Origin of the sequence: Piscinibacter sp. XHJ-5 (genome assembly GCF_029855045.1) — a bacterium.
Classification (GTDB): Bacteria; Pseudomonadota; Gammaproteobacteria; order Burkholderiales; family Burkholderiaceae_C; genus Albitalea.
Map to the genome: position 1 here is coordinate 5,572,905 of NZ_CP123228.1, position 17,470 is coordinate 5,590,374.

Consider the following 17,470-nt stretch of genomic DNA (forward strand, 5'->3'; position numbering starts at 1 on the left):
CCACGATGGAGGCCTTGCGTTGAGCAAGGCCTCGGAACCGGATGACGGGCTCGACCTGGGCCTGGTCGTCGCCGGCTATGGGCGCCACTATGTCGTCGAAACGCCCGAGGCGCGCCGTCTGATCTGCCATCCACGCGGCAAGAAGAGCGACTGCGTGGTGGGCGACCGCGTCCGCTGGCAGGCCGCCGGCGATGAAGGCGTTATCGAGCATGTGGAGGCGCGCCGCAACCTGCTGTTCCGTCAGGACGAATGGCGGACGAAGGCGTTCGCGGCCAACCTCGACCGCATCCTGGTGGTCGTGGCCAGCGAGCCGGTGTTCAGCGAGTCGCAGCTCGCACGCGCGCTGATCGCAGCCGAAAGCGCCGGCATTCCGGCCGGCGTGCTGCTGAACAAGGCCGACCTGCCGCAGATCGCCGCGGCGCGCGAGCGGCTCGCACCGTACGTCTCGATGGGCACTCCGGTGCACGAAGTCGCGCTCAAGGCCAAGCCGACAGAAGCGACAAGCCTGCTGCGCCCCTTGCTGGCGAACCACGCCACGCTGGTGCTCGGGCCCAGCGGCGCCGGCAAGAGCACACTCATCAATCTGCTGGCACCCGATGCGAAGGCGCAGGTCGGCGAGATCTCGCAGGCGCTCAACACCGGACGGCACACCACGACCGCGACGCAGTGGTACTGGCTGGACGCCGAGCGCACCACGGGGCTCATCGACTCGCCCGGCTTCCAGGAATTCGGCCTGCGCCAGATCGCGCCACAGGATCTGCCCGGCCTGATGCCCGACATTCGCCGGCATGCATCGGAGTGCCGGTTCTACAACTGCACCCATCGGCACGAGCCGGGCTGCGGGGTGCGCGCGGCCCTGGAGCGAGGTGAGATCAGCGAATCGCGCTGGCGAATCTACGGCGAGATCCTGGACGAGCTGGCGCAGACGCGCTGGTAGCTCAGCCGACCAGATTGGCCAGCGAGAGCAGCGCGAGCAGCAGCATCCACAGCACGACGGATCGCCACACCAGGCCTACGATGCTTCGCAGGTGGCCCAGCACCGGCATCGCCCCCGGAGTGGAGCCCTCGGCGGCCATGTCATCCGATCCGGCGCCGCGGTCGAAGGTCTTGGACCGGTCCGGCGTGACGCCGGGTGCCGCGCTGCCGCCGAGCTGCACGCCCACCGCGCCCGCAGCCGCAGCAAGGATGATGCCCTCGTTGGCGTGGCGCCAAAGGCCGGCATCGCGCCGCCAGCAGTTCACCGCCTCCTCGAAATTGCCGACCACTGCGAACCCGAACGCGGTGAGCCGCGCGGGCAGGTGGTCGACGAGGCTGAACAGCCGCTGCGACAGAGCCATCAGCCGTTCGTTGATCGGCTCGCCGACCGTGCGGTTCTTGTAGGCCCAGTAGCGACTCGCGAATTCGGCCATCCGGTAGAGCACCGCGCCGGCCGGGCCGAACCCGATCGAGGACAGGACGACGAACCAGAAGAACACCCCGAACACGTGACGGTGCGCGGCCAGCAGCGAATGCTCGACGATGTGGCGGAGCAATTCGGTGCGCGGCAGCTCGCTGGCGTCGAGATGCCGCCATTCGGACAGCAGGCGACGCGCCTCGACTTCGTCACCTCGCTCGAGCGCGTCGCGGATGTCGGTGAAGTGGTGGCTGAACTGGCGGAAGCCGAGGGTGACATAAAGCACCGCGACGTTCCAGGCCAGACCGAACAGCGCATTGAAGTGCGCCAGCGCGAGGTACACGCCCCAGGCGAGCAGAGAGGGCGCGAGAACCGTCACGCCCCACACGACCCACGCATGGTGCGGGCGGCCCGCATCGAAGTTGCGGCCAGTCCAGCGCATCCATTGCGTCAGCGCGTCGTGCACCGGGTTGTTGCGGGGCAGCGGCTTGAGCTGCTCGATCAGCAATGAGAACAGGACGGCGAAGAAACTCATGGGCCCGGGATGATAGCGGCGGGGGGCCGGCCCACCGTTATCGTCCTGCGCCGGCCCGGGCGGGCTATGCCACGAGGAAGCGGTAGAAATTCCTCAGCATGGCGGCCGTGGCGCCCCAGATGAAATAGCGTTTCGTTTGCTCTTCGCCACTTTGCCACGGCATTGACAGGAATTCGCGGCGCACGCCGTTCACCTCGACGCCGTGGCGACGGTGGTTCGCCGGAGCCATCAGGAACGAGAGCGGCACTTCGAACACCTCGGCCACTTCGAACGGATCGGGGGCGATGGTGAAAGGAGGCTCGATCAACGCGACGACCGGCGTGACGATGAAGCCCGTGCCTGTGGTGTAAGTCGGCAGGCTGCCCAGCACATCGATGTGGCGCGCGTGCAGGCCGATCTCCTCTTCGGTCTCGCGCAGCGCCGTGGCGATGGCGTCGGCGTCTTCCGGCTCGGCGCGGCCGCCCGGAAAGCTGATCTGCCCGGGGTGATCGTTCAGGTGGTCGGTGCGCTGGGTCAGCAGCACCGTCACCGCATCGCGCTGCACCAGCGGCACGAGCACGGATGCATGAGTGGGCTCGCGTGTCGTGAAGCGGCGCTCTACGGCAATCTCGGGCGTCCAGGTGGGCGGCGCGAGAAAGCGGCGGCGCAGCGCGTCGGGCTGCAGCTGTTCCTCGCCCACCGCGGGAAGGTGGTCATCGATGCCCAGCACCGGCAGTTCTTGGGGATCGAAGCTCAGGGCCATGGTCGATTCTGGAACGAAAAAGGCCGCCTGGTGGGGCGGCCTTGATTAGAGTGGCGCAAGCCCTCAGGCCAGCTTTTCCTTGATGCGCGCCGACTTGCCCGAGCGCTCGCGCAGGTAGTACAGCTTGGCGCGGCGCACGTCGCCGCGGCGCTTGACTTCGATCGAGGCGATCAGCGGGCTGTACACCTGGAAGGTGCGCTCCACGCCTTCGCCGCTGCTGATCTTGCGCACGATGAAGCTGGAGTTCAGCCCGCGGTTTCGCTTGGCGATTACCACGCCTTCGTAGGCCTGCACGCGCTTGCGGGTGCCTTCGACGACATTGACGTTGACGATGACCGTGTCCCCGGGCGCGAAGGCCGGGATGGTCTTGTTCAGGCGAGCAATCTCTTCCTGCTCAAGGGTCTGGATCAGATCCATGGTTTCTCCGTGCGATCGTGCCCAGGCGTTTGGTTGGAAGTGGGGTCGAGCGCTTGGCGCCCTGCCTGACAGAGGATCGAAAAGCCGATGATTATAGCCCAAGGGACGCGAGGAAGCGCTCGTCGGCGGGGCTCAGTCGCCCTGCGGCCCGGGCGGCAGCGACGAGGTCGGGGCGCCGGCGGGCGGTCAGCTCCAGCGAGCGCTCGCGCCGCCAGCGTGCGATGTCGGCGTGGTGGCCCGACAGCAGTACCGGCGGCACCGGGTCGACGCCTTCGGCCGTGGCGAGGACCTCGGGCCGGCTGTAGTGCGGGCAGTCGAGCAGGCCGTCGGAAAAGCTGTCCTGCTCATGTGACTGAGCGTCGCCCAGCACGCCGTGCTGCAGCCGCGCGACCGCGTCGAGCAGGGCCAGCGCCGCAAGCTCGCCGCCCGACAGCACGAAGTCCCCGAGGCTCAGTTCGACGTCCACATGGCGATCGATGAAGCGCTGGTCGATGCCTTCGTAGCGCCCGCACAGCAGGATGGCGCCGGGACCCGCCGCGAACTGCCGCACGACCGCCTGGTCGATGCGACGCCCGACGGGTGTGAAATGCACCAGCGGCCCAACACCGCCGCGGTCCGCGCGCACCGCCTGCAGCGCACGTTCGAGCGGCTCGACCATCATCACCATGCCCGGCCCGCCGCCGTACGGTCGGTCATCGACGCGCCGGTAGTTGTCGTCGGCGAAGTCGCGCAGCGACCATAGCCTGACATCCACCTGGCCCGACTCAAACGCCCGCCGCGTCACGCCGTGGGTGAGATGCGGGGCGAAGAGATCGGGAAACAGGGTGATGACGTCGAAGCGCATCAGTAGTCCAGCCCCCAGTCGACGGTGATGCGCCGGTCGTCCAGGCTGACCGCCGCGACGTAGGCGGCGACGAACGGCACCAGGCGCTCTGCCGCCTCATCGCCCGCATCGGCGCCTTCGGGCGCGATGCGCAGCACGCTGTGCGGCCCCGTATCGAGCAGACCGGTCACGATGCCCAGGTGCTCGCCTTGCAGGTTGACGACCGACAGGCCGATGAGGTCGACCCAGTAGTACTCGTCGGCATCGGCGGTCGGAAAGCTGGAGCGCGGCACGAACACACGCGCACCCTTCAACGCCTCGGCGCCAGCCCGGTCGGCGACGTCGTGTGCCTGGGCGACGACCACATCCCCGTGGTGCTTGACCTGCGCGATTCTCAGCAGCGTGGGAAGCGCCGCGACAGAGGCCGGACGGCGCGGCCCCTGCGCCGGCGCCGGCTGGAGGAACCAGCGGCGCGACGAGAACAGCGCTTGAGGATCGGCCGCGAAGGGCTGGACCTTGATCCAGCCCTTGACGCCCCAGGCGTCGACGATGCGGCCGACTTCGACGGCGTCCTCAGGCCAGGTAGCGGGGTCGCTCCCGGTGGACGCCGGAGTCACGGATCACCCGTGAGATCAGGCCGCGGCCTTGGCTTGCGCCACCAGGCGGGCGACCGTCGGCGACAGCTGCGCGCCCTGGCCCGACCAGTAGTCGACGCGATCGAAAGCCACGCGCAGCGGCTGCTCGCTGCCGGAGGCAACCGGGTTGTAGAAGCCCACGCGCTCGATGAAGCGCCCATCACGGCGGATGCGCGAATCGGCGACGACGATGTTGAAGAACGGACGCTTCTTGGCGCCGCCACGTGCGAGTCGAATCACGACCATGCTGTTTCCTTCAATTGTGAAAACATCCACCGCACCAGGAGACACTCAGGGCGAGCAGATCAAACGCGGCCGCGACACTTCGCCGCACCCGCTGCCTTTTCGTTTCCGGTGCCGTAGATACGCCGAGTGCCGTATGGCCGCAGCCGTCACCGAAACCCAACATTATAAACTCGAAGGCTTCCCGAAGGTCATCCATGCCCGCCGCTCCGCTTCTGATCCGCTCCAGCACGGCCGAGGACGTGTCCGCCATCACGGCCATCTACGCCTGGAACGTGCGCCATGGCACCGGCACGTTCGAGATCGACGCTCCCGACGACACCGAAATGGCGCGCCGCCGCGGTGACGTCCTCGGCAAGGGCCTGCCTTGGCTGGTGGCCGAGCGCGATGGACAGGTGCTCGGTTACGCCTACGCCAACCAGTTCCGGCCACGCCCGGCCTATCGGTTCTGCCTCGAGGATTCGATCTACCTCGCGCAGGCGGCCCAGGGCCAGGGCATCGGCCGCGCGCTGCTCGCCGAGCTGATCGCGCAGTGCGAGGCACGCGGCGCCCGCCAGATGCTGGCGGTGATCGGCGATTCCACCAACGCAGGCTCCATCGGCGTGCATCGGGCACTGGGCTTCGAGCCCGCGGGTGTCATGAAGTCTGCCGGCTGGAAGTTCGGCCGCTGGCTCGACGTGGTCGTGATGCAGCGCGCGCTCGCACAGGGCGACCGCGTTCCGCCGGCATGAAGTCGAAGACGCTCGCCACCTGGATCGCGCTGGTCGGCGGCAGCCTCGGGCTGCACCGCTTCTATCTTTTCGGCCTGCGCGACCTGTGGGGCTGGCTGCATCCCCTGCCGACCCTGCTGGGGCTGTACGGCGTCCAGCGGGTGCTCGAGCTGGGTCAGGACGATCATCTGTCGTGGGCGCTGGTGCCCATGCTGGGCGTCACGATCGCCGCCAGCATGCTGGCGGCGATCGTCTACGGCCTCACGTCCGACGAAACGTGGGACCGCCGCTTCAACGAGGGCGGCGGCGCGTCGAGAAGCGGCTGGGGGGCCGTGATCGGCGTGGTGCTGGCGCTGCTGCTGGGCGCCGGCGTGCTGATGGCCACCATCGCCTTCAGCGGTCAGCGCTTTTTCGAGTACCAGATCGAAGAAGCGCGCAAGATCAGCCAGTAGTCCGAGCGCTACGGAAAGAACAACAGGCTCAGGCCGTACGCGACGGCGGCCACCAGGGCAGACGCCGGAATCGTGAAGATCCAGGCCCAGACGATGTTGCCGGCGACGCCCCAGCGAACCGCGGACGCGCGCCGGGACGACCCCACGCCGACGATGGCGCCGGTAATGGTGTGAGTGGTCGACACCGGAATGCCGAGCCCGGTGGCCAGGAACAGCGTGATCGCGCCCCCGGTCTCGGCGCAGAAGCCACCGACCGGCTTGAGCTTGGTGATCTTCTGGCCCATGGTCTTCACGATGCGCCAGCCGCCGAACATGGTGCCCAGCCCGATCGCGACATAGCAGACCCAGATGACCCAGACCGGCGGCAACCTGTCGCCGGCAGCCGAATACCCGGTCGCGATGAGCAGCATCCAGATGATCCCGATGGTCTTCTGCGCATCGTTGCCGCCGTGGCCCAGGCTGTAGAGCCCCGCGGACACGAGCTGCAGGCGGCGGAACCAGTTGTCCACGCGCAGAGGCGAGGTGCGGCGAAACAGGTTGGCCACCAACACCATCAGCATCGAGCCGAAGAGAAAGCCGAGCAGCGGCGACAGGAAGATGAAGAGCACCGTCTTCCAGACACCGGCCGCAATGAGCGCGCCCGCGCCCGTCTTTGCCATCACCGCGCCGACGATGCCGCCGATCAGCGCGTGCGACGAGCTGGAGGGAATGCCGTACCACCAGGTGACGATGTTCCATGTGATCGCACCGACCAGCGCGCCGAACACCACGTGGTAGTCCACGACGCCCGGCTCCACGATGCCCTTTCCGACCGTGGCGGCCACCTTGAGCTGGAACACGGCGATCGCGACGACGTTGAAAAAGGCCGCGAACACCACCGCCTGCTGCGGCTTGAGCACGCCGGTGGATACCACGGTGGCGATGGAGTTGGCCGCGTCGTGGAAGCCGTTCATGAAATCGAAGGCGACGGCCAGCGTGACCAGCATCGCCACGACCCAGAATGCAACCTCGACGTTGTTCATCGGCGCGGACGTGCGGCGATCACGAGTTCTCGAGGACCACGCCCTCGATCAGATTCGCCACGTCCTCGCAGCGGTCGGAGATCGACTCGAGCTGCTCGTAGATCGTCTTCAGCTTGATGAGCTCGCGGACGTCGGTCTCCTCGCGGAACAGGCGCGACATTGCCGCGCGCATCACACGGTCGGCGTCCGACTCGAGCTTGTCGATTTCCTCGCAGGTCTTGATCGCGGCCTCGGCGGTCGCGTGCTCACTGATCTTGGGCAGCAGCGTGATGGCGTGCTGCACGCGCTCGCAGCACTTGGCGCTCAGGTCACCCAGGCGCAGGATGTCTTCGTTCATCGCCCGCACGTCGTACAGCGACATCGTCTCGGTCGCGTCCTGCAGCAGATCGAGGATGTCGTCCATGCCGTTGATCAGGCCGTGGATCTGCTCGCGGTCGATCGGCGTGATGAAAGTCTTGTGCAGCAACCGGTTCACCTCGGCGGTGATTCGGTCGGCCTGCCGCTCGGCGTTGCCCACGTCGTTGGCGTACTTGTCGCGCAGGCTGAGGTCGGCGTAGTTCTCGATCAGGAGGATGAAGGCCCGCGCGCCTTCCACGATGCGGTCTCCGTGCTGGTTGAACAACTCGAAGAAATTGCCTTCGCGCGGCAACAGCTTGCCAAACAGCATCGGGGTCCCCTCGCCGGCACGCGCCGGATGGGCTGCGCGCTTGTCATCGATTTGAAACCCGCGCAGTGTAGTTCAGGGCGTCGCCAGCGTGTCTGCTGCCCCGGGATCCAGCACCCCTCGCGGTCCTTCGAACGCAGCGAGCCGCTCGATCAGCAGCGCGAAGTCGGCTGGCCGTTCCAGCGGATTGAAGTGCTCGGTGACGACCGTGAAGACCGGCGCACCGGCATAGGCGTGGAAATGCTCGACATAGGCATCGCACAGGCGTTGCAGATACTCGTCACCGATGTGCTGCTCCATCGCGATGCCGCGCCTTCGGATGCGTTGCAGCAGCGTTGCCGGCGCGGCCTGGAGCCAGACGACGAGATCGGGCTCGGGCACCTGCGGCGCGACCTGGGCGTGCAGCGTCGCGTACTGCCGGTATTCGTCATCGCTCAGGTTCAGTCGAGCGAACAGCGCATCCTTGTCGAACAGAAAGTCGCTGACCACGCCCCGCGCGAACATGCCCGGCTGCGCGAGCTGCTGCATCTGCCGAACGCGCTGGAACAGGAAAAAGAGCTGCGTCTGGAAGGCATACCCGGCCGTATCGTCGTAGAAGCGGCCGAGGAAAGGGTTGTCCTGGGGCTTCTCCAGCAACAGATCGGCGCCGAGGTGCGCCCCAAGCTTGCGCGCCAGCGAGCTCTTGCCGACGCCGATCGGGCCTTCGATGGCGATGTGCCGGAAGCGCTCGAGCAGCCCTGCCATGTGCCTCAGGGCTCCAGCTTCTCGATGCGCTGGTCGGCCACCGTGGGCAGCCAGTCGTCGACCGTGCCGAGCCCTGGGATGGCCGCATCGGGCCAGACGTCGGCGAGCGGCCGCAGCACGAAGGCACGCTGGTGCAGCCGCGGGTGCGGCACCGTGAGCGTCGGCGTCGCGACGCGCTCGTCGCCATACAGCAGCAGGTCGAGGTCGAGCGTGCGTGGGGCGTTGCGCACGCTGCGCTGGCGGCCATGCTGTTGCTCGATGCGATGCAGTTGGGCGAGCAGTTCCGCCGGTGCCAGGCGCGTGCGCAGCAGAGCAACCGCGTTGAAGAAGTCGGGGCCGACGGCGTCGATCGGCGCGGTGCGGTACGTGGGCGATGCGGCCACCCACGTGGACTGGGGCAGCCTCGCCAGGGCCTGCAGCGCCTGCGACAGCGTGTCGAGCGCGTCGCCCAGGTTGGCACCCAGGCTGATAGCGACGAGCGTGTCGGGCTCAGCCATCCAGCGCTGCGTAGACCAGGTTGCGGAAGAGGCCGCCCAGCTCGTCGTGCAGGCCGGGCGCCTGCACCATCAGCAAGGCGAACAGGCGCTCGGCAGGATCGACGAAGAAGTGCGTGCCGGCGGCCCCCGACCAGCCGTAGTCGCCCACCGAGCCGGCCAGCGTCGCCATGCCCGCGTGGGTGCGCACCGCGAACCCGAGTCCCATGCCGTAGCCGGGAAAGGCGATGTTGGCGGTGCGCGGCAGGTCGCCCAGGTGGTCGCTGACCATCCATTGCACCGTCTTGCGTCCGAGCAGGCGCACATCGTCGAGCGCACCTTCGTCGAGCATCATCTGCAGGAAGCGCGCGTAGTCGATGGCCGTCGACACGAGTGCCCCGCCGCCGCCTTCGAAGGGGTATGGGCGCCGGACGTCCAGGACACTGACCGGCTCGCCGCTGTCCGGATCGTGCGCGAAAGGCTCGGCGATGCGGTGGTGCCGTTCGGCGGGCACGTGAAAGCCGGTGTCGCGCATGCCGAGCGGCTCCAGCACCGTCTGCCGCAGGTGCTCGCCGAGCGTCTGGCCGCTCACCACCTCCACCACTCGCCCAAGCAGGTCGGTGGCGCGGCTGTAGTCGAAGATGCTGCCCGGCTGGTACGCCAGCGGGAGCGCGGCCAGCGTGCGGGCGAACTCGGCGTTGCTGCGCTCACGCGCCCCCAGGTTCGCCTCGGCGTAGCGCTTGCGCAGCGGCTCCGGCACGAAGAATTCGTAGCTCAGCCCGGCGGTGTGGCGCAGCAGATCGTGCACCGTCATCGGCTGTCTCGGAGCTTCCTGCGCCTCGCCGACACGCACGTCGGCGAACTCGGGCACGAAGCGAGACACGGGATGCGACAGCGACAGGCGGCCCTGCTCCACCAGCATCATCGTGGCCACGGCCACGATGGGCTTGGTCATCGAATAGATGCGGAAGATCGCGTCAGCCGGCATCGGCGTGTCACGCGAGGGATCGAGGCGCCCGAGCGACTCGAAGCAGCCGAGCGCGCCGTGACGCACGATGACCACCTGCGAGCCGGGCAGCCGGCCTTCATCGATGCGCTGCTGCAGCGCCTGCGTGATGCGCTCGAGCCGCAGCGGATCGAGCCCGGCAGCCTTCGGGTTGCAGCGCTCGAAGTCGGGCAGCCTGCTCACGGCAACGGTTCTTCGGCGCTCGGCGAGGCGGCGGCCTCGCCGCTGCTGCCCGCCGGCTTGCGACGACGGCGGCGGCGTTTCTTTGCCGGATCGGCGGAACCTGTCGCCGCTGCAGCCGCGCCGCCACCCACGACGCGCTTTGCATGATCCTGCTCACGCGCGGCCTCGACCAGCGCGCGCCGCTCCTCGTCATCGCCGAGCGAGAAGTCTTCCCACCACTCGGCGAGCGTGGGATCGATCTCGCCGGCGTCGGCGCGCAGGCGCAGGAAGTCGAAGCCGGCGCGAAAGCGCGGCTGCTCGACCAGCGTGAACGGCGCATTGCCGACGCGCCGCTCGAAGCGCGGCTGCATCATCCAGATCTCGCGCATGTCCGCACCCAGCTTGCCGCGGCCGGAGATGTCGCCGATGCGGGCATCGAACACCGCATCGATGGCTTGCTGCAGCGCCGGAAACGGTGGCTCGCCCTTGTTGCGCAGCCTCTGCCAGCCGTCGAGCACGTCGTGCCACAGCATGCTGGCCAGCATGAAGCTGGGCGCCACCGGCTTGTTCTCGGCCACGCGCCGGTCGGTGTCCGCCAGCGCGAGCTGGATGAACTTCTCGCGGCCGTCATGGCGGTGCGCCTCGTCGAGGACCACGTCCAGGACGGGGAACACGCCGCGGTGCAGGCCCTGCTTGCGCAGCTCTTCGAGGCTGGCCAGCGAGTGGCCGGTCTGCAACAGCTTGATCATCTCGTCGAACAGCCTCGACTGCGGCACGTTCTCGAGCAGCGCGGCCATCGCTTGAATGGGCGCGCGCGTCTTGGGCTCGATCTCGAAGCCCAGCTTGGCGGCGAAGCGCACGACGCGGATGATGCGCACCGGGTCTTCGCGGTACCGGGTCTCCGGATCGCCGATCATGCGCAGCAGCTTCTTCTTCGCGTCCTTGATGCCGCCGTGGTAGTCGACGACGATCTCGCGGCGCGGGTCGTAGTACATCGCATTGACGGTGAAGTCGCGCCGCGCGGCGTCCTCGATCTGCGGGCCCCATACGTTGTCGCGCAGCACGCGGCCTTCGGCATCGATCACGTGCGTCTTGCCGGCCAGGTCGCTCTTCGAGGTCTTTTCGTTGCCGCTCACCTGATCGGCGGCAGCCGAATCCATCATCGCGCGGAATGTGGAGACTTCGATCACCTCGTGGTCGCGGCCCCGGCCGAACACGACGTGCACGATGCGAAAGCGCCGCCCGATGATGAAGGCGCGCCGGAACAGCGCCTTCACCTCCTCGGGCGTGGCGTTGGTCGCCACGTCGAAGTCCTTGGGGCGCAGTCCGAGCAGCAGGTCGCGCACTGCGCCGCCGACGATGTAAGCCTCGAAGCCGGCATCGGCGAGCGTCTGCACGACCTTCACGGCGCGCTCGTCGACCAACGTGAGATCGATGAGGTGCTCCTCCTTCGGCACCTCCACGCGCTTGCCCTTGGGATGCGCCTTGGTGCCGTTGGCCGGCGCCTTGCCCATCAGCTTGTCGAGAAACTTCTTGATCATGTGAACAGATTCAGGATGCGCCAGCCTCTATCCCTGGCGATGGCCTCGAGCGCGGGCGACGGATTGGTCGCCACCGGGTGCGTGGCGCGCTCCAGCAGTGGCAGGTCGTTGGGCGAATCGCTGTAGACCGTGGTGCGCTCGAAATCGGCCCAGTGTGCGCCCTGCTCCGCCAGCCATTGCTCGACCCGGGTTACCTTGCCCTCCCGATAGCTCGGCACGCCGTCGATGCGGCCCGTGATGGTACCCGTCCCGTCGCGCTCGAGGCGGATCGCGATGAGGTGGCCAATGCCGAAGGCACGCGCGATCGGCGCGGTGACGAACTCGTTGGTCGCGGTGACCAGGGCGAGCAGATCCCCCTCGTCGAGGTGTGCGCGCACGAGCGCGCGGGCGCTGTCCTTCATCTGGGGCGCGATCACTTCGTGCATGAAGCGCTCGTGCGCCGCCGCCGCCTCGTGCGCCGGACGCACGCGCAGCGGCTCGGTCACGAAGGCGATGTAGGCATGGACGTCGAGCCTGCCTGCCTTGTAGGCGGCGAAGAACTCGTCGTTGCGGCGGCGAAACTCGCGCTCGTCGACCCAGCCGAGGCGGATGATGAATTCGCCCCAGGCGTGGTCGGAGTCGAGCGGGATCAGCGTCTCGTCGAGGTCGAACAGACAAAGGCGGCGCGGGGTCATCGGGAGCCTTCTTCGGACAGCATGCGCTTGAGCAGCGGAACGGTGATGGCTCGCTTGTTGGCGAGCGCGAATTCGTCGAGGCGGTCGAACAGATCCATCAGGTGCTTGAGGTCGCGCGAGAAGCGCGTCAGCAGGTAGTCCATCACCTCGTCGGAGAGGAACAGGCCGCGGCGGTCGGCCTCGCGGCGCAGCGCTGCGCGGCTCTCCGCCTCGGAGAGCGGCTGGATCGCGAGCACGTGACCCCAGCCCAGGCGCGTGCGCAGGTCGTCGCGCAAGGGCAGGTCCACCGGCGGGAGGCGGCCGGCCGCGGCGACCGGGATGCCGCGCGTGGTGGCGTCGACGAACAGCGCGAAGGCAGCCTGCTGCTGGTCGGCGTCGAAGCGGTCGCAGGCATCGAAGACGATCAGTGCGCGGCCCTCGTCGATGGGCCAGGGCGGCGCATCGCCGGCGGCGAACCAGCCGACCTGCCCGCCTTGCTGCTGGACGCGCTGGGCGAGTGCCTGCAGCAGGTGCGTCTTGCCGCTGCCGGACGGGCCCCACAGGTACACCGGCGCCGATGTCGCATGCAGCGAGCGCAGATGCTCCAGCGCCATCGTGTTCGCGCCCGGCACGAAGGTGTCGAAGGTGCGCGTGGCATCGAAGGCCAGTGCCAGCGGGATCTGCTTCATGAGCTGCCGTACAAGCGGCTTTGCAGGTACATGCCGCGCAGCCTTCCCACCGCGACCACCAGCACCGCACTGGCTGGCAGCGCGACGAGCACGCCGGCAAAGCCGAACAGATGCCCGAAGGCCAGCAGCGCGAAGATGACCGCAAGCGGACTCATGCCGATGCGCGTTCCGACCAGCCGCGGTGTGAGATAGAAGCCCTCGAACATCTGGCCGATGCCGTACACGACGGCCACCGCGATGACGCCATAGGCGCTGGCGAACTGCAGCACGCCCGCGAGCAGCGCCAGCATGAGCCCGAGGCCGAAGCCGAGGTAGGGGATGAACATCGCGAGGCCGGTGAAGACGCCGATCGGCACCGCCAGGTCGAAGCCGAACATTCCCAGGCCGACGCTGTAGAAGAACGCCATGCTGAGCATCACCAGCAGCGCGCCGCGGAGGTACTGGCCGAGCACCAGGTCGCACTCGTCCATGAAGTCGTGGAAGGCCGGACGCATGCGCGGCGGCACCAGCGACTGGACGCGGGCGACCACGCTGGGCCAGTCCATCAGCAGGAAGAACAGCACCACCGGCACCAGCACCGCGTTGCCGATGACCGCCAGCACGATGCTGCCGCCGATGCGCGCCGAGCTCAGCACGGTGGCGAGCCAGTCCTCGACGTTTGCGTCGAGGTACTTGAGCACGAAGGCCTTGATGCTCGCGATGTCGAAGGCGACATCGACGCCGAACTGCGCCAGCCACGGCGTCAGCGCGCGGTTGAGGCGATCGGCCAGCAGCGGGATCTGCTCGCGCAGCAACGGCAGTTCCTTCGAGAGGATGGGCACGACGAGCAACAGCACCGCGACCAGCACGAAGATGACCGTCACCTCGACCAGCAGCACCGACAGCACGCGCGGCACGCGGCGCGCGGCGAGGCGCTCGACCGCCGGATGCAGGGCGTACGCGAGAACCGCACCCACGAGGAACGGGGTGAGCACAGGCGCCAGCAGCCAGAGCACACCCAGCGCCGCCAGCCCGAGCGCGAGCCAGGAGAGTGAACGGCGTTGTGCGGAGGACAGGTTCATCGAGCGAGACGAGGTCCGGTGGCCCGGACCGGGGGGTTCGCGCGGCCTGTAGGCGCCGGCGTTGCGCAAATTCTACGGGCCTGAGTCGGCCGGCCCGCCGATGCCGTCAGTGCAGCCGCGGCCAGCCGACGTCGCGCAATTCGGACACCCGCGCCTCCAGCGCCGCATGGTCGTCGGCGTCGGGACGGTGCTCGAGGTACGCGGTGAGATCGTCGACGGCCTGGCCGTACTGGCCCATCTCGGCCAGCACGAGGCCCCGGTCGCGGCGCTCTTCCCACGCATGCGGCAGCAGGACGACCAGGCGCTGCTGAACCGAGAGCAGGCGCGGCCAATCCTCGCTGCTTCGGTGGATCTCCTTCAGGTTGCGGAGCATGCGCGCCAGTACGTCGCGTGGCGGTGCGGCCTGCAGGAACAGTCCCAGCGGCGCATCGAAGTCGCCGAGCAGGCCATGGCTGCGCTTGTAGGGTCCGAGCAGCTCGTCGAGCTCTTCGCGCGACAGCGAGTGACCGGTGAAGGGATCGATGACGACCTCGCCGTGCTGCTTGCCGGTGTGCATGCGCAGCTTGATCAGGAAATGGCCGGGGAAGGACACGCCGCGCGCGGTGAGACCGATCTGCGTCGCGAGCTCGATGTAAAGCACCGCCAGCGTGATCGGAATGCCGCGCCGCGTGCTGAGCACCGTGTGCAGGTAACTGTTGCGCGGGTCGTAGTAGTTGTTGACGTTGCCGGCAAAGCCCAGTTCCTGGAAGAAGTAGCGGTTGAGCCAGCGCAGGCGTTGCACCGGCACTGCATCGGCCGGGATGCGGCGGCGCAGCTTGTCGGCCATTGCATCGACGTCGGCGAGCACCGATTGGGTGTCGAGATCGGGGTATTCGTCCTGGGCGATGGAAGCCGCCGCTTCGATCAGCGACAACGTGGCATCGTCCGCCACCAGCGCGGAGAAGTACTCCAGTGCGGTCGGCACTTCGAACTGCAGCGGTTCGGACATGTAACCCAGTTTAGCCGCGGCGGGCAAACTCCCGTAGCTTCAATCCTGTCGCCAGGAGGGTGCCGAAGTACAGGAGTGCGGCACCAGCCAGGCAGGCAGCCATCAAGCCGATGCGGAGCAAACGCTGTTCCCCCAGCGCGATCCAGTCGATGCGCCAGGCGGCCCAAGCGAGTGCCGCGCCCATGACGGCGCTGGCCGCGACGACCCGCAGCGAGAACCCCATCCAGCCCGGCGCGGGCACGTAGCTGCCGCGCCGCCGCAATCCCACCAGCAGCCAGCCGGCGTTCAGCGTCGCGCCCAGGCCGATCGACAACGCCAGCCCCGCATGGGCGATGAAGGGGACGAACAGCGCATTCATCGCCTGCGTCAGGATGAGCACCACGACGGCAATCTTGACCGGCGTGCGGATGTCCTGCCTTGCGTAGAAGCCCGGTGCCAGCACTTTCACGCCGATCAGCCCGAGCAGGCCGACGCCGTAGCCCATCAGCGCATAGACCGCTTGCTGCACGTCGCGGCCGGTGACCGCACCGTAGTGGTACAGCACTGCAATCAGCGCCTTCGGAAAGACGAGCAGCGCGACGGCGCACGGCAACGACAGCAGCAGCGCCAGGCGCAGCCCCCAGTCCAGCATGCCGGAGTAGGCGGCGCTGTCGTCGCGCGCCTGAGCGGATGCCAGCTGGGGCAGCAGCACGACGCCCAGCGCGACGCCGAGCAGGGCGGTCGGGAACTCCATCAGGCGATCGGCCCAGGTCAGCCACGACACGGCGCCGACGCCGATGTGGGTGGCAATCTGCGTGTTGATGATCAGCGAGAGCTGCGCCACCGACACGCCGAGAAGCGCCGGCGCCATCTGCTGCAGCACGCGGTGCACCCCCGGATGCCGCCACGCCCCCACGATGGCGGCCGGCCCCATGCCGATGCGAGGCAGGCACCCGACGCGCGCCAGCGCCGGGAGCTGGATCGCGAGCTGCAGAACGCCGCCGATCATCACGCCGACGGCCAGCGCGTACGCCGGCTCGATGCCCCAGCGCGCGAAGGCCGGCACGAGCAGCCACGCCGAGGCGATCACGGCCACGTTGAGCAGGACGGGCGTCGCCGCCGGCACCGCGAAGCGCTTCCAGGTGTTGAGCACGCCCGCCGACAACGCCACCAGCGACATGCAGGCGATGTACGGGAACATCCAGCGCGTCATCACCACCGCGCCATCGAACTGCTTCAGCCCGGACCCCATGAGCCAGACGATGACCGGCGCCCCCACGATGCCGATCGCACAGGTGACCAGCAGCGCCCAGAACAGCACCGTCGCGACCGCATCGACCAGGCGGCGCGTGACCTCGTCGCCTTCGCGGGTGCGCGTCTGCGCGAGGATCGGAACGAAGGCCTGCGAGAACGCGCCTTCGGCGAAGAGCCGGCGCAGCAGGTTGGGAATCCGAAAGGCAACCTGGTAGGCGTCGGCCCAGGCGGTGGCGCCAAAGGCGGCGGCGACCAGCGTCTCGCGCACCAAGCCGGTGATGCGCGAGGCGAGCGTGAACAGGGAAACAGTGGAGGCGGTCCTCAGCAGGTTCATTGGCGTTGTTGGAGCGGCCCCACTGGGCAGACTGGGCGGGCAGGGCGACAGGCCCGAAGCGGCGGATTATAGAAAGTACCCACTAACGTCACGGTGTCGCCTTTGCGCCGCCGCGGGTCGAACTGCTATACTCGTCGTCTTTGCCCCAAGCCTTCCGGATCAAGAGTCAAACGCATGGCCACCTCTTCCAAAGCCAAGAAAAAGACCGTTCGCATCGCGTCGGGCCGCAAGCGCGCGCGCCAGGACGTCAAGCTGAACGCCGCCAACACGGCGCTGCGCTCCAAGTTCCGCACCGTCGTCAAGAACGTGCAGAAGGCCGTTGCCGCCGGCGACAAGTCCAAGGCCACCGAAATCTTCAAGTCCGCCCAGAGCGTCATCGACTCCGTGGCCGACAAGGGCATCTTCCACAAGAACAAGGCAGCGCGGCACAAGAGCCGCCTGTCGGCCAAGATCAAGGCACTCGCCGCCTGATCGTTCGCATCCGGATGGCAAAGCAAAGGGCTCGCAACCGCGAGCCCTTTGTCATTTCCGGGGCGGCTGCTCGGGGGCGTCCGGCAGCAGACAGGCGTCGCTGTGCTGAAGCTGGTTGTCGCGGGCGAAGTTCATCACGAAGTCCCACGCCATGGGCTCTATCTCGCGCAGTCTCTCGTTGACGATCACGCACTTCACGCCGTTGATCACCCGCGGCACGCAATACGGCGAATAGCCGATGAAGGCGCCGATGCCGCCGCGCACCCCTTCCGGCCGGAAGCAGGACATCGCGCCGCACAGCCGCTCGGCCCAATCGCTCGGCCGGAAGGTCTTGCCGTCCCGGGTGATGCCCTGGATGAAGACTTGGCGCGGTGTGGGGTCGGTCATGCGAGGAATCGGGGATGCGTCCGCCGCCCAGGCGGGGTGCTCGGTCCACAGCGGCGGCCGGGACGAAGGCGTGATTGTGCCGTGAATGTGCT

General features: G+C 68.0%; 22 protein-coding genes. 4 read left to right on the top strand and 18 right to left on the bottom strand.

The window, feature by feature from the left end; all coding sequences use genetic code 11:
- The first annotated feature begins 19 nt into the window (after positions 1-19).
- Positions 20-937 (top strand): ribosome small subunit-dependent GTPase A, encoded by a 918-nt coding sequence (gene rsgA, locus P7V53_RS26325; protein WP_280152447.1) that lies wholly within the window; start codon positions 20-22, stop codon positions 935-937.
- 1 nt (position 938) lies between these two features.
- Here rsgA and P7V53_RS26330 read toward each other — a convergent pair whose 3' ends face one another.
- From P7V53_RS26330 to rpsP, 6 genes are all read right to left on the bottom strand, one after another.
- A complete protein-coding gene (locus tag P7V53_RS26330) occupies positions 939-1,928 on the bottom strand; it encodes a CobD/CbiB family protein (protein ID WP_280152448.1) in 990 nt (329 codons plus the stop codon).
- Positions 1,929-1,992: 64 nt separating this feature from the next.
- Positions 1,993-2,670, bottom strand: a complete 678-nt coding sequence (locus P7V53_RS26335; protein WP_280152449.1) for a CoA pyrophosphatase — start codon at positions 2,668-2,670, stop codon at positions 1,993-1,995.
- A 63-nt stretch (positions 2,671-2,733) separates the two neighbouring features.
- The gene (gene rplS / locus P7V53_RS26340; RefSeq protein ID WP_280152450.1) at positions 2,734-3,087 is read right to left on the bottom strand and encodes a 50S ribosomal protein L19; all 354 of its coding nucleotides are present in this window, start codon (positions 3,085-3,087) and stop codon (positions 2,734-2,736) included.
- Between the two features lie 91 nt (positions 3,088-3,178).
- Positions 3,179-3,931, bottom strand: coding sequence for a tRNA (guanosine(37)-N1)-methyltransferase TrmD (trmD, locus tag P7V53_RS26345; protein WP_280152451.1), 753 nt, complete (start codon positions 3,929-3,931; stop codon positions 3,179-3,181).
- Positions 3,931-4,527, bottom strand: a complete 597-nt coding sequence (rimM, locus tag P7V53_RS26350; protein ID WP_280152452.1) for a ribosome maturation factor RimM — start codon at positions 4,525-4,527, stop codon at positions 3,931-3,933. Before rimM ends, trmD begins: the two co-directional genes overlap by 1 nt.
- Before the next feature lie 15 nt (positions 4,528-4,542).
- Positions 4,543-4,791 carry a 30S ribosomal protein S16 gene (rpsP, locus tag P7V53_RS26355; protein WP_280152453.1) on the bottom strand — a complete coding sequence of 83 codons (249 nt, stop codon included), beginning with the start codon at positions 4,789-4,791 and terminating at the stop codon, positions 4,543-4,545.
- 194 nt (positions 4,792-4,985) lie between these two features.
- Here rpsP and P7V53_RS26360 point away from each other — a divergent pair, with 194 nt between their 5' ends.
- Positions 4,986-5,519, top strand: a complete 534-nt coding sequence (locus tag P7V53_RS26360; protein ID WP_280152454.1) for an N-acetyltransferase family protein — start codon at positions 4,986-4,988, stop codon at positions 5,517-5,519.
- On the top strand, positions 5,516-5,950 hold the full coding sequence (locus P7V53_RS26365; RefSeq protein WP_280152455.1) for a hypothetical protein: 435 nt from the start codon (positions 5,516-5,518) through the stop codon (positions 5,948-5,950). The genes P7V53_RS26360 and P7V53_RS26365 overlap by 4 nt, the downstream gene beginning before the upstream one ends.
- Before the next feature lie 8 nt (positions 5,951-5,958).
- On the opposite strand, the gene P7V53_RS26370 is transcribed toward P7V53_RS26365, so the two are convergent.
- The 11 genes from P7V53_RS26370 to murJ form a co-directional block, all read right to left on the bottom strand.
- Complete coding sequence (locus P7V53_RS26370) at positions 5,959-6,972, bottom strand: inorganic phosphate transporter (RefSeq protein WP_280152456.1); 1,014 nt, start codon at positions 6,970-6,972, stop codon at positions 5,959-5,961.
- A 19-nt stretch (positions 6,973-6,991) separates the two neighbouring features.
- Positions 6,992-7,639 carry a DUF47 domain-containing protein gene (locus tag P7V53_RS26375; RefSeq protein ID WP_280152457.1) on the bottom strand — a complete coding sequence of 216 codons (648 nt, stop codon included), beginning with the start codon at positions 7,637-7,639 and terminating at the stop codon, positions 6,992-6,994.
- Between the two features lie 72 nt (positions 7,640-7,711).
- Positions 7,712-8,380, bottom strand: coding sequence for a deoxynucleoside kinase (locus P7V53_RS26380; RefSeq protein WP_280152458.1), 669 nt, complete (start codon positions 8,378-8,380; stop codon positions 7,712-7,714).
- Between the two features lie 5 nt (positions 8,381-8,385).
- The gene (gene folK, locus P7V53_RS26385; RefSeq protein WP_280152459.1) at positions 8,386-8,877 is read right to left on the bottom strand and encodes a 2-amino-4-hydroxy-6-hydroxymethyldihydropteridine diphosphokinase; all 492 of its coding nucleotides are present in this window, start codon (positions 8,875-8,877) and stop codon (positions 8,386-8,388) included.
- The gene (locus P7V53_RS26390) at positions 8,870-10,042 is read right to left on the bottom strand and encodes a serine hydrolase domain-containing protein (RefSeq protein WP_280152460.1); all 1,173 of its coding nucleotides are present in this window, start codon (positions 10,040-10,042) and stop codon (positions 8,870-8,872) included. Before P7V53_RS26390 ends, folK begins: the two co-directional genes overlap by 8 nt.
- A complete protein-coding gene (pcnB, locus tag P7V53_RS26395; RefSeq protein WP_280152461.1) occupies positions 10,039-11,562 on the bottom strand; it encodes a polynucleotide adenylyltransferase PcnB in 1,524 nt (507 codons plus the stop codon). The genes P7V53_RS26390 and pcnB overlap by 4 nt, the downstream gene beginning before the upstream one ends.
- On the bottom strand, positions 11,559-12,236 hold the full coding sequence (locus P7V53_RS26400) for an HAD family hydrolase (protein WP_280152462.1): 678 nt from the start codon (positions 12,234-12,236) through the stop codon (positions 11,559-11,561). The genes pcnB and P7V53_RS26400 overlap by 4 nt, the downstream gene beginning before the upstream one ends.
- Positions 12,233-12,904, bottom strand: a complete 672-nt coding sequence (gene hda, locus P7V53_RS26405) for a DnaA regulatory inactivator Hda (protein ID WP_280152463.1) — start codon at positions 12,902-12,904, stop codon at positions 12,233-12,235. Before hda ends, P7V53_RS26400 begins: the two co-directional genes overlap by 4 nt.
- Positions 12,901-13,965, bottom strand: a complete 1,065-nt coding sequence (locus tag P7V53_RS26410; protein WP_280152464.1) for an AI-2E family transporter — start codon at positions 13,963-13,965, stop codon at positions 12,901-12,903. The genes hda and P7V53_RS26410 overlap by 4 nt, the downstream gene beginning before the upstream one ends.
- Before the next feature lie 106 nt (positions 13,966-14,071).
- A complete protein-coding gene (locus P7V53_RS26415; RefSeq protein WP_280152465.1) occupies positions 14,072-14,953 on the bottom strand; it encodes a tetratricopeptide repeat protein in 882 nt (293 codons plus the stop codon).
- A 10-nt stretch (positions 14,954-14,963) separates the two neighbouring features.
- Entirely contained in the window at positions 14,964-16,520 is a 1,557-nt protein-coding gene (murJ, locus tag P7V53_RS26420) for a murein biosynthesis integral membrane protein MurJ (protein ID WP_280152466.1), read from the bottom strand.
- 174 nt (positions 16,521-16,694) lie between these two features.
- On the opposite strand from murJ, the gene rpsT reads away from it, so the two are divergent.
- Complete coding sequence (gene rpsT, locus P7V53_RS26425; RefSeq protein WP_280152467.1) at positions 16,695-16,991, top strand: 30S ribosomal protein S20; 297 nt, start codon at positions 16,695-16,697, stop codon at positions 16,989-16,991.
- A 51-nt stretch (positions 16,992-17,042) separates the two neighbouring features.
- Here rpsT and P7V53_RS26430 read toward each other — a convergent pair whose 3' ends face one another.
- Complete coding sequence (locus tag P7V53_RS26430) at positions 17,043-17,378, bottom strand: DUF3579 domain-containing protein (RefSeq protein WP_280156623.1); 336 nt, start codon at positions 17,376-17,378, stop codon at positions 17,043-17,045.
- Positions 17,379-17,470 lie beyond the last annotated feature (92 nt).

Coding starts and splice junctions, on each gene's coding strand:
- P7V53_RS26330 (WP_280152448.1), bottom strand. CDS start 1,928: ATGAGTTTCTTCGCCGTCCTGTTCTCATTGCTGATCGAGCAGCTCAAG.
- P7V53_RS26335 (WP_280152449.1), bottom strand. CDS start 2,670: ATGGCCCTGAGCTTCGATCCCCAAGAACTGCCGGTGCTGGGCATCGAT.
- rplS (WP_280152450.1), bottom strand. CDS start 3,087: ATGGATCTGATCCAGACCCTTGAGCAGGAAGAGATTGCTCGCCTGAAC.
- trmD (WP_280152451.1), bottom strand. CDS start 3,931: ATGCGCTTCGACGTCATCACCCTGTTTCCCGATCTCTTCGCCCCGCAT.
- rpsP (WP_280152453.1), bottom strand. CDS start 4,791: ATGGTCGTGATTCGACTCGCACGTGGCGGCGCCAAGAAGCGTCCGTTC.
- P7V53_RS26360 (WP_280152454.1), top strand. CDS start 4,986: ATGCCCGCCGCTCCGCTTCTGATCCGCTCCAGCACGGCCGAGGACGTG.
- P7V53_RS26365 (WP_280152455.1), top strand. CDS start 5,516: ATGAAGTCGAAGACGCTCGCCACCTGGATCGCGCTGGTCGGCGGCAGC.
- P7V53_RS26370 (WP_280152456.1), bottom strand. CDS start 6,972: ATGAACAACGTCGAGGTTGCATTCTGGGTCGTGGCGATGCTGGTCACG.
- P7V53_RS26375 (WP_280152457.1), bottom strand. CDS start 7,639: ATGCTGTTTGGCAAGCTGTTGCCGCGCGAAGGCAATTTCTTCGAGTTG.
- P7V53_RS26380 (WP_280152458.1), bottom strand. CDS start 8,380: ATGGCAGGGCTGCTCGAGCGCTTCCGGCACATCGCCATCGAAGGCCCG.
- folK (WP_280152459.1), bottom strand. CDS start 8,877: ATGGCTGAGCCCGACACGCTCGTCGCTATCAGCCTGGGTGCCAACCTG.
- pcnB (WP_280152461.1), bottom strand. CDS start 11,562: ATGATCAAGAAGTTTCTCGACAAGCTGATGGGCAAGGCGCCGGCCAAC.
- P7V53_RS26400 (WP_280152462.1), bottom strand. CDS start 12,236: ATGACCCCGCGCCGCCTTTGTCTGTTCGACCTCGACGAGACGCTGATC.
- hda (WP_280152463.1), bottom strand. CDS start 12,904: ATGAAGCAGATCCCGCTGGCACTGGCCTTCGATGCCACGCGCACCTTC.
- P7V53_RS26410 (WP_280152464.1), bottom strand. CDS start 13,965: ATGAACCTGTCCTCCGCACAACGCCGTTCACTCTCCTGGCTCGCGCTC.
- P7V53_RS26415 (WP_280152465.1), bottom strand. CDS start 14,953: ATGTCCGAACCGCTGCAGTTCGAAGTGCCGACCGCACTGGAGTACTTC.
- murJ (WP_280152466.1), bottom strand. CDS start 16,520: ATGAACCTGCTGAGGACCGCCTCCACTGTTTCCCTGTTCACGCTCGCC.
- rpsT (WP_280152467.1), top strand. CDS start 16,695: ATGGCCACCTCTTCCAAAGCCAAGAAAAAGACCGTTCGCATCGCGTCG.
- P7V53_RS26430 (WP_280156623.1), bottom strand. CDS start 17,378: ATGACCGACCCCACACCGCGCCAAGTCTTCATCCAGGGCATCACCCGG.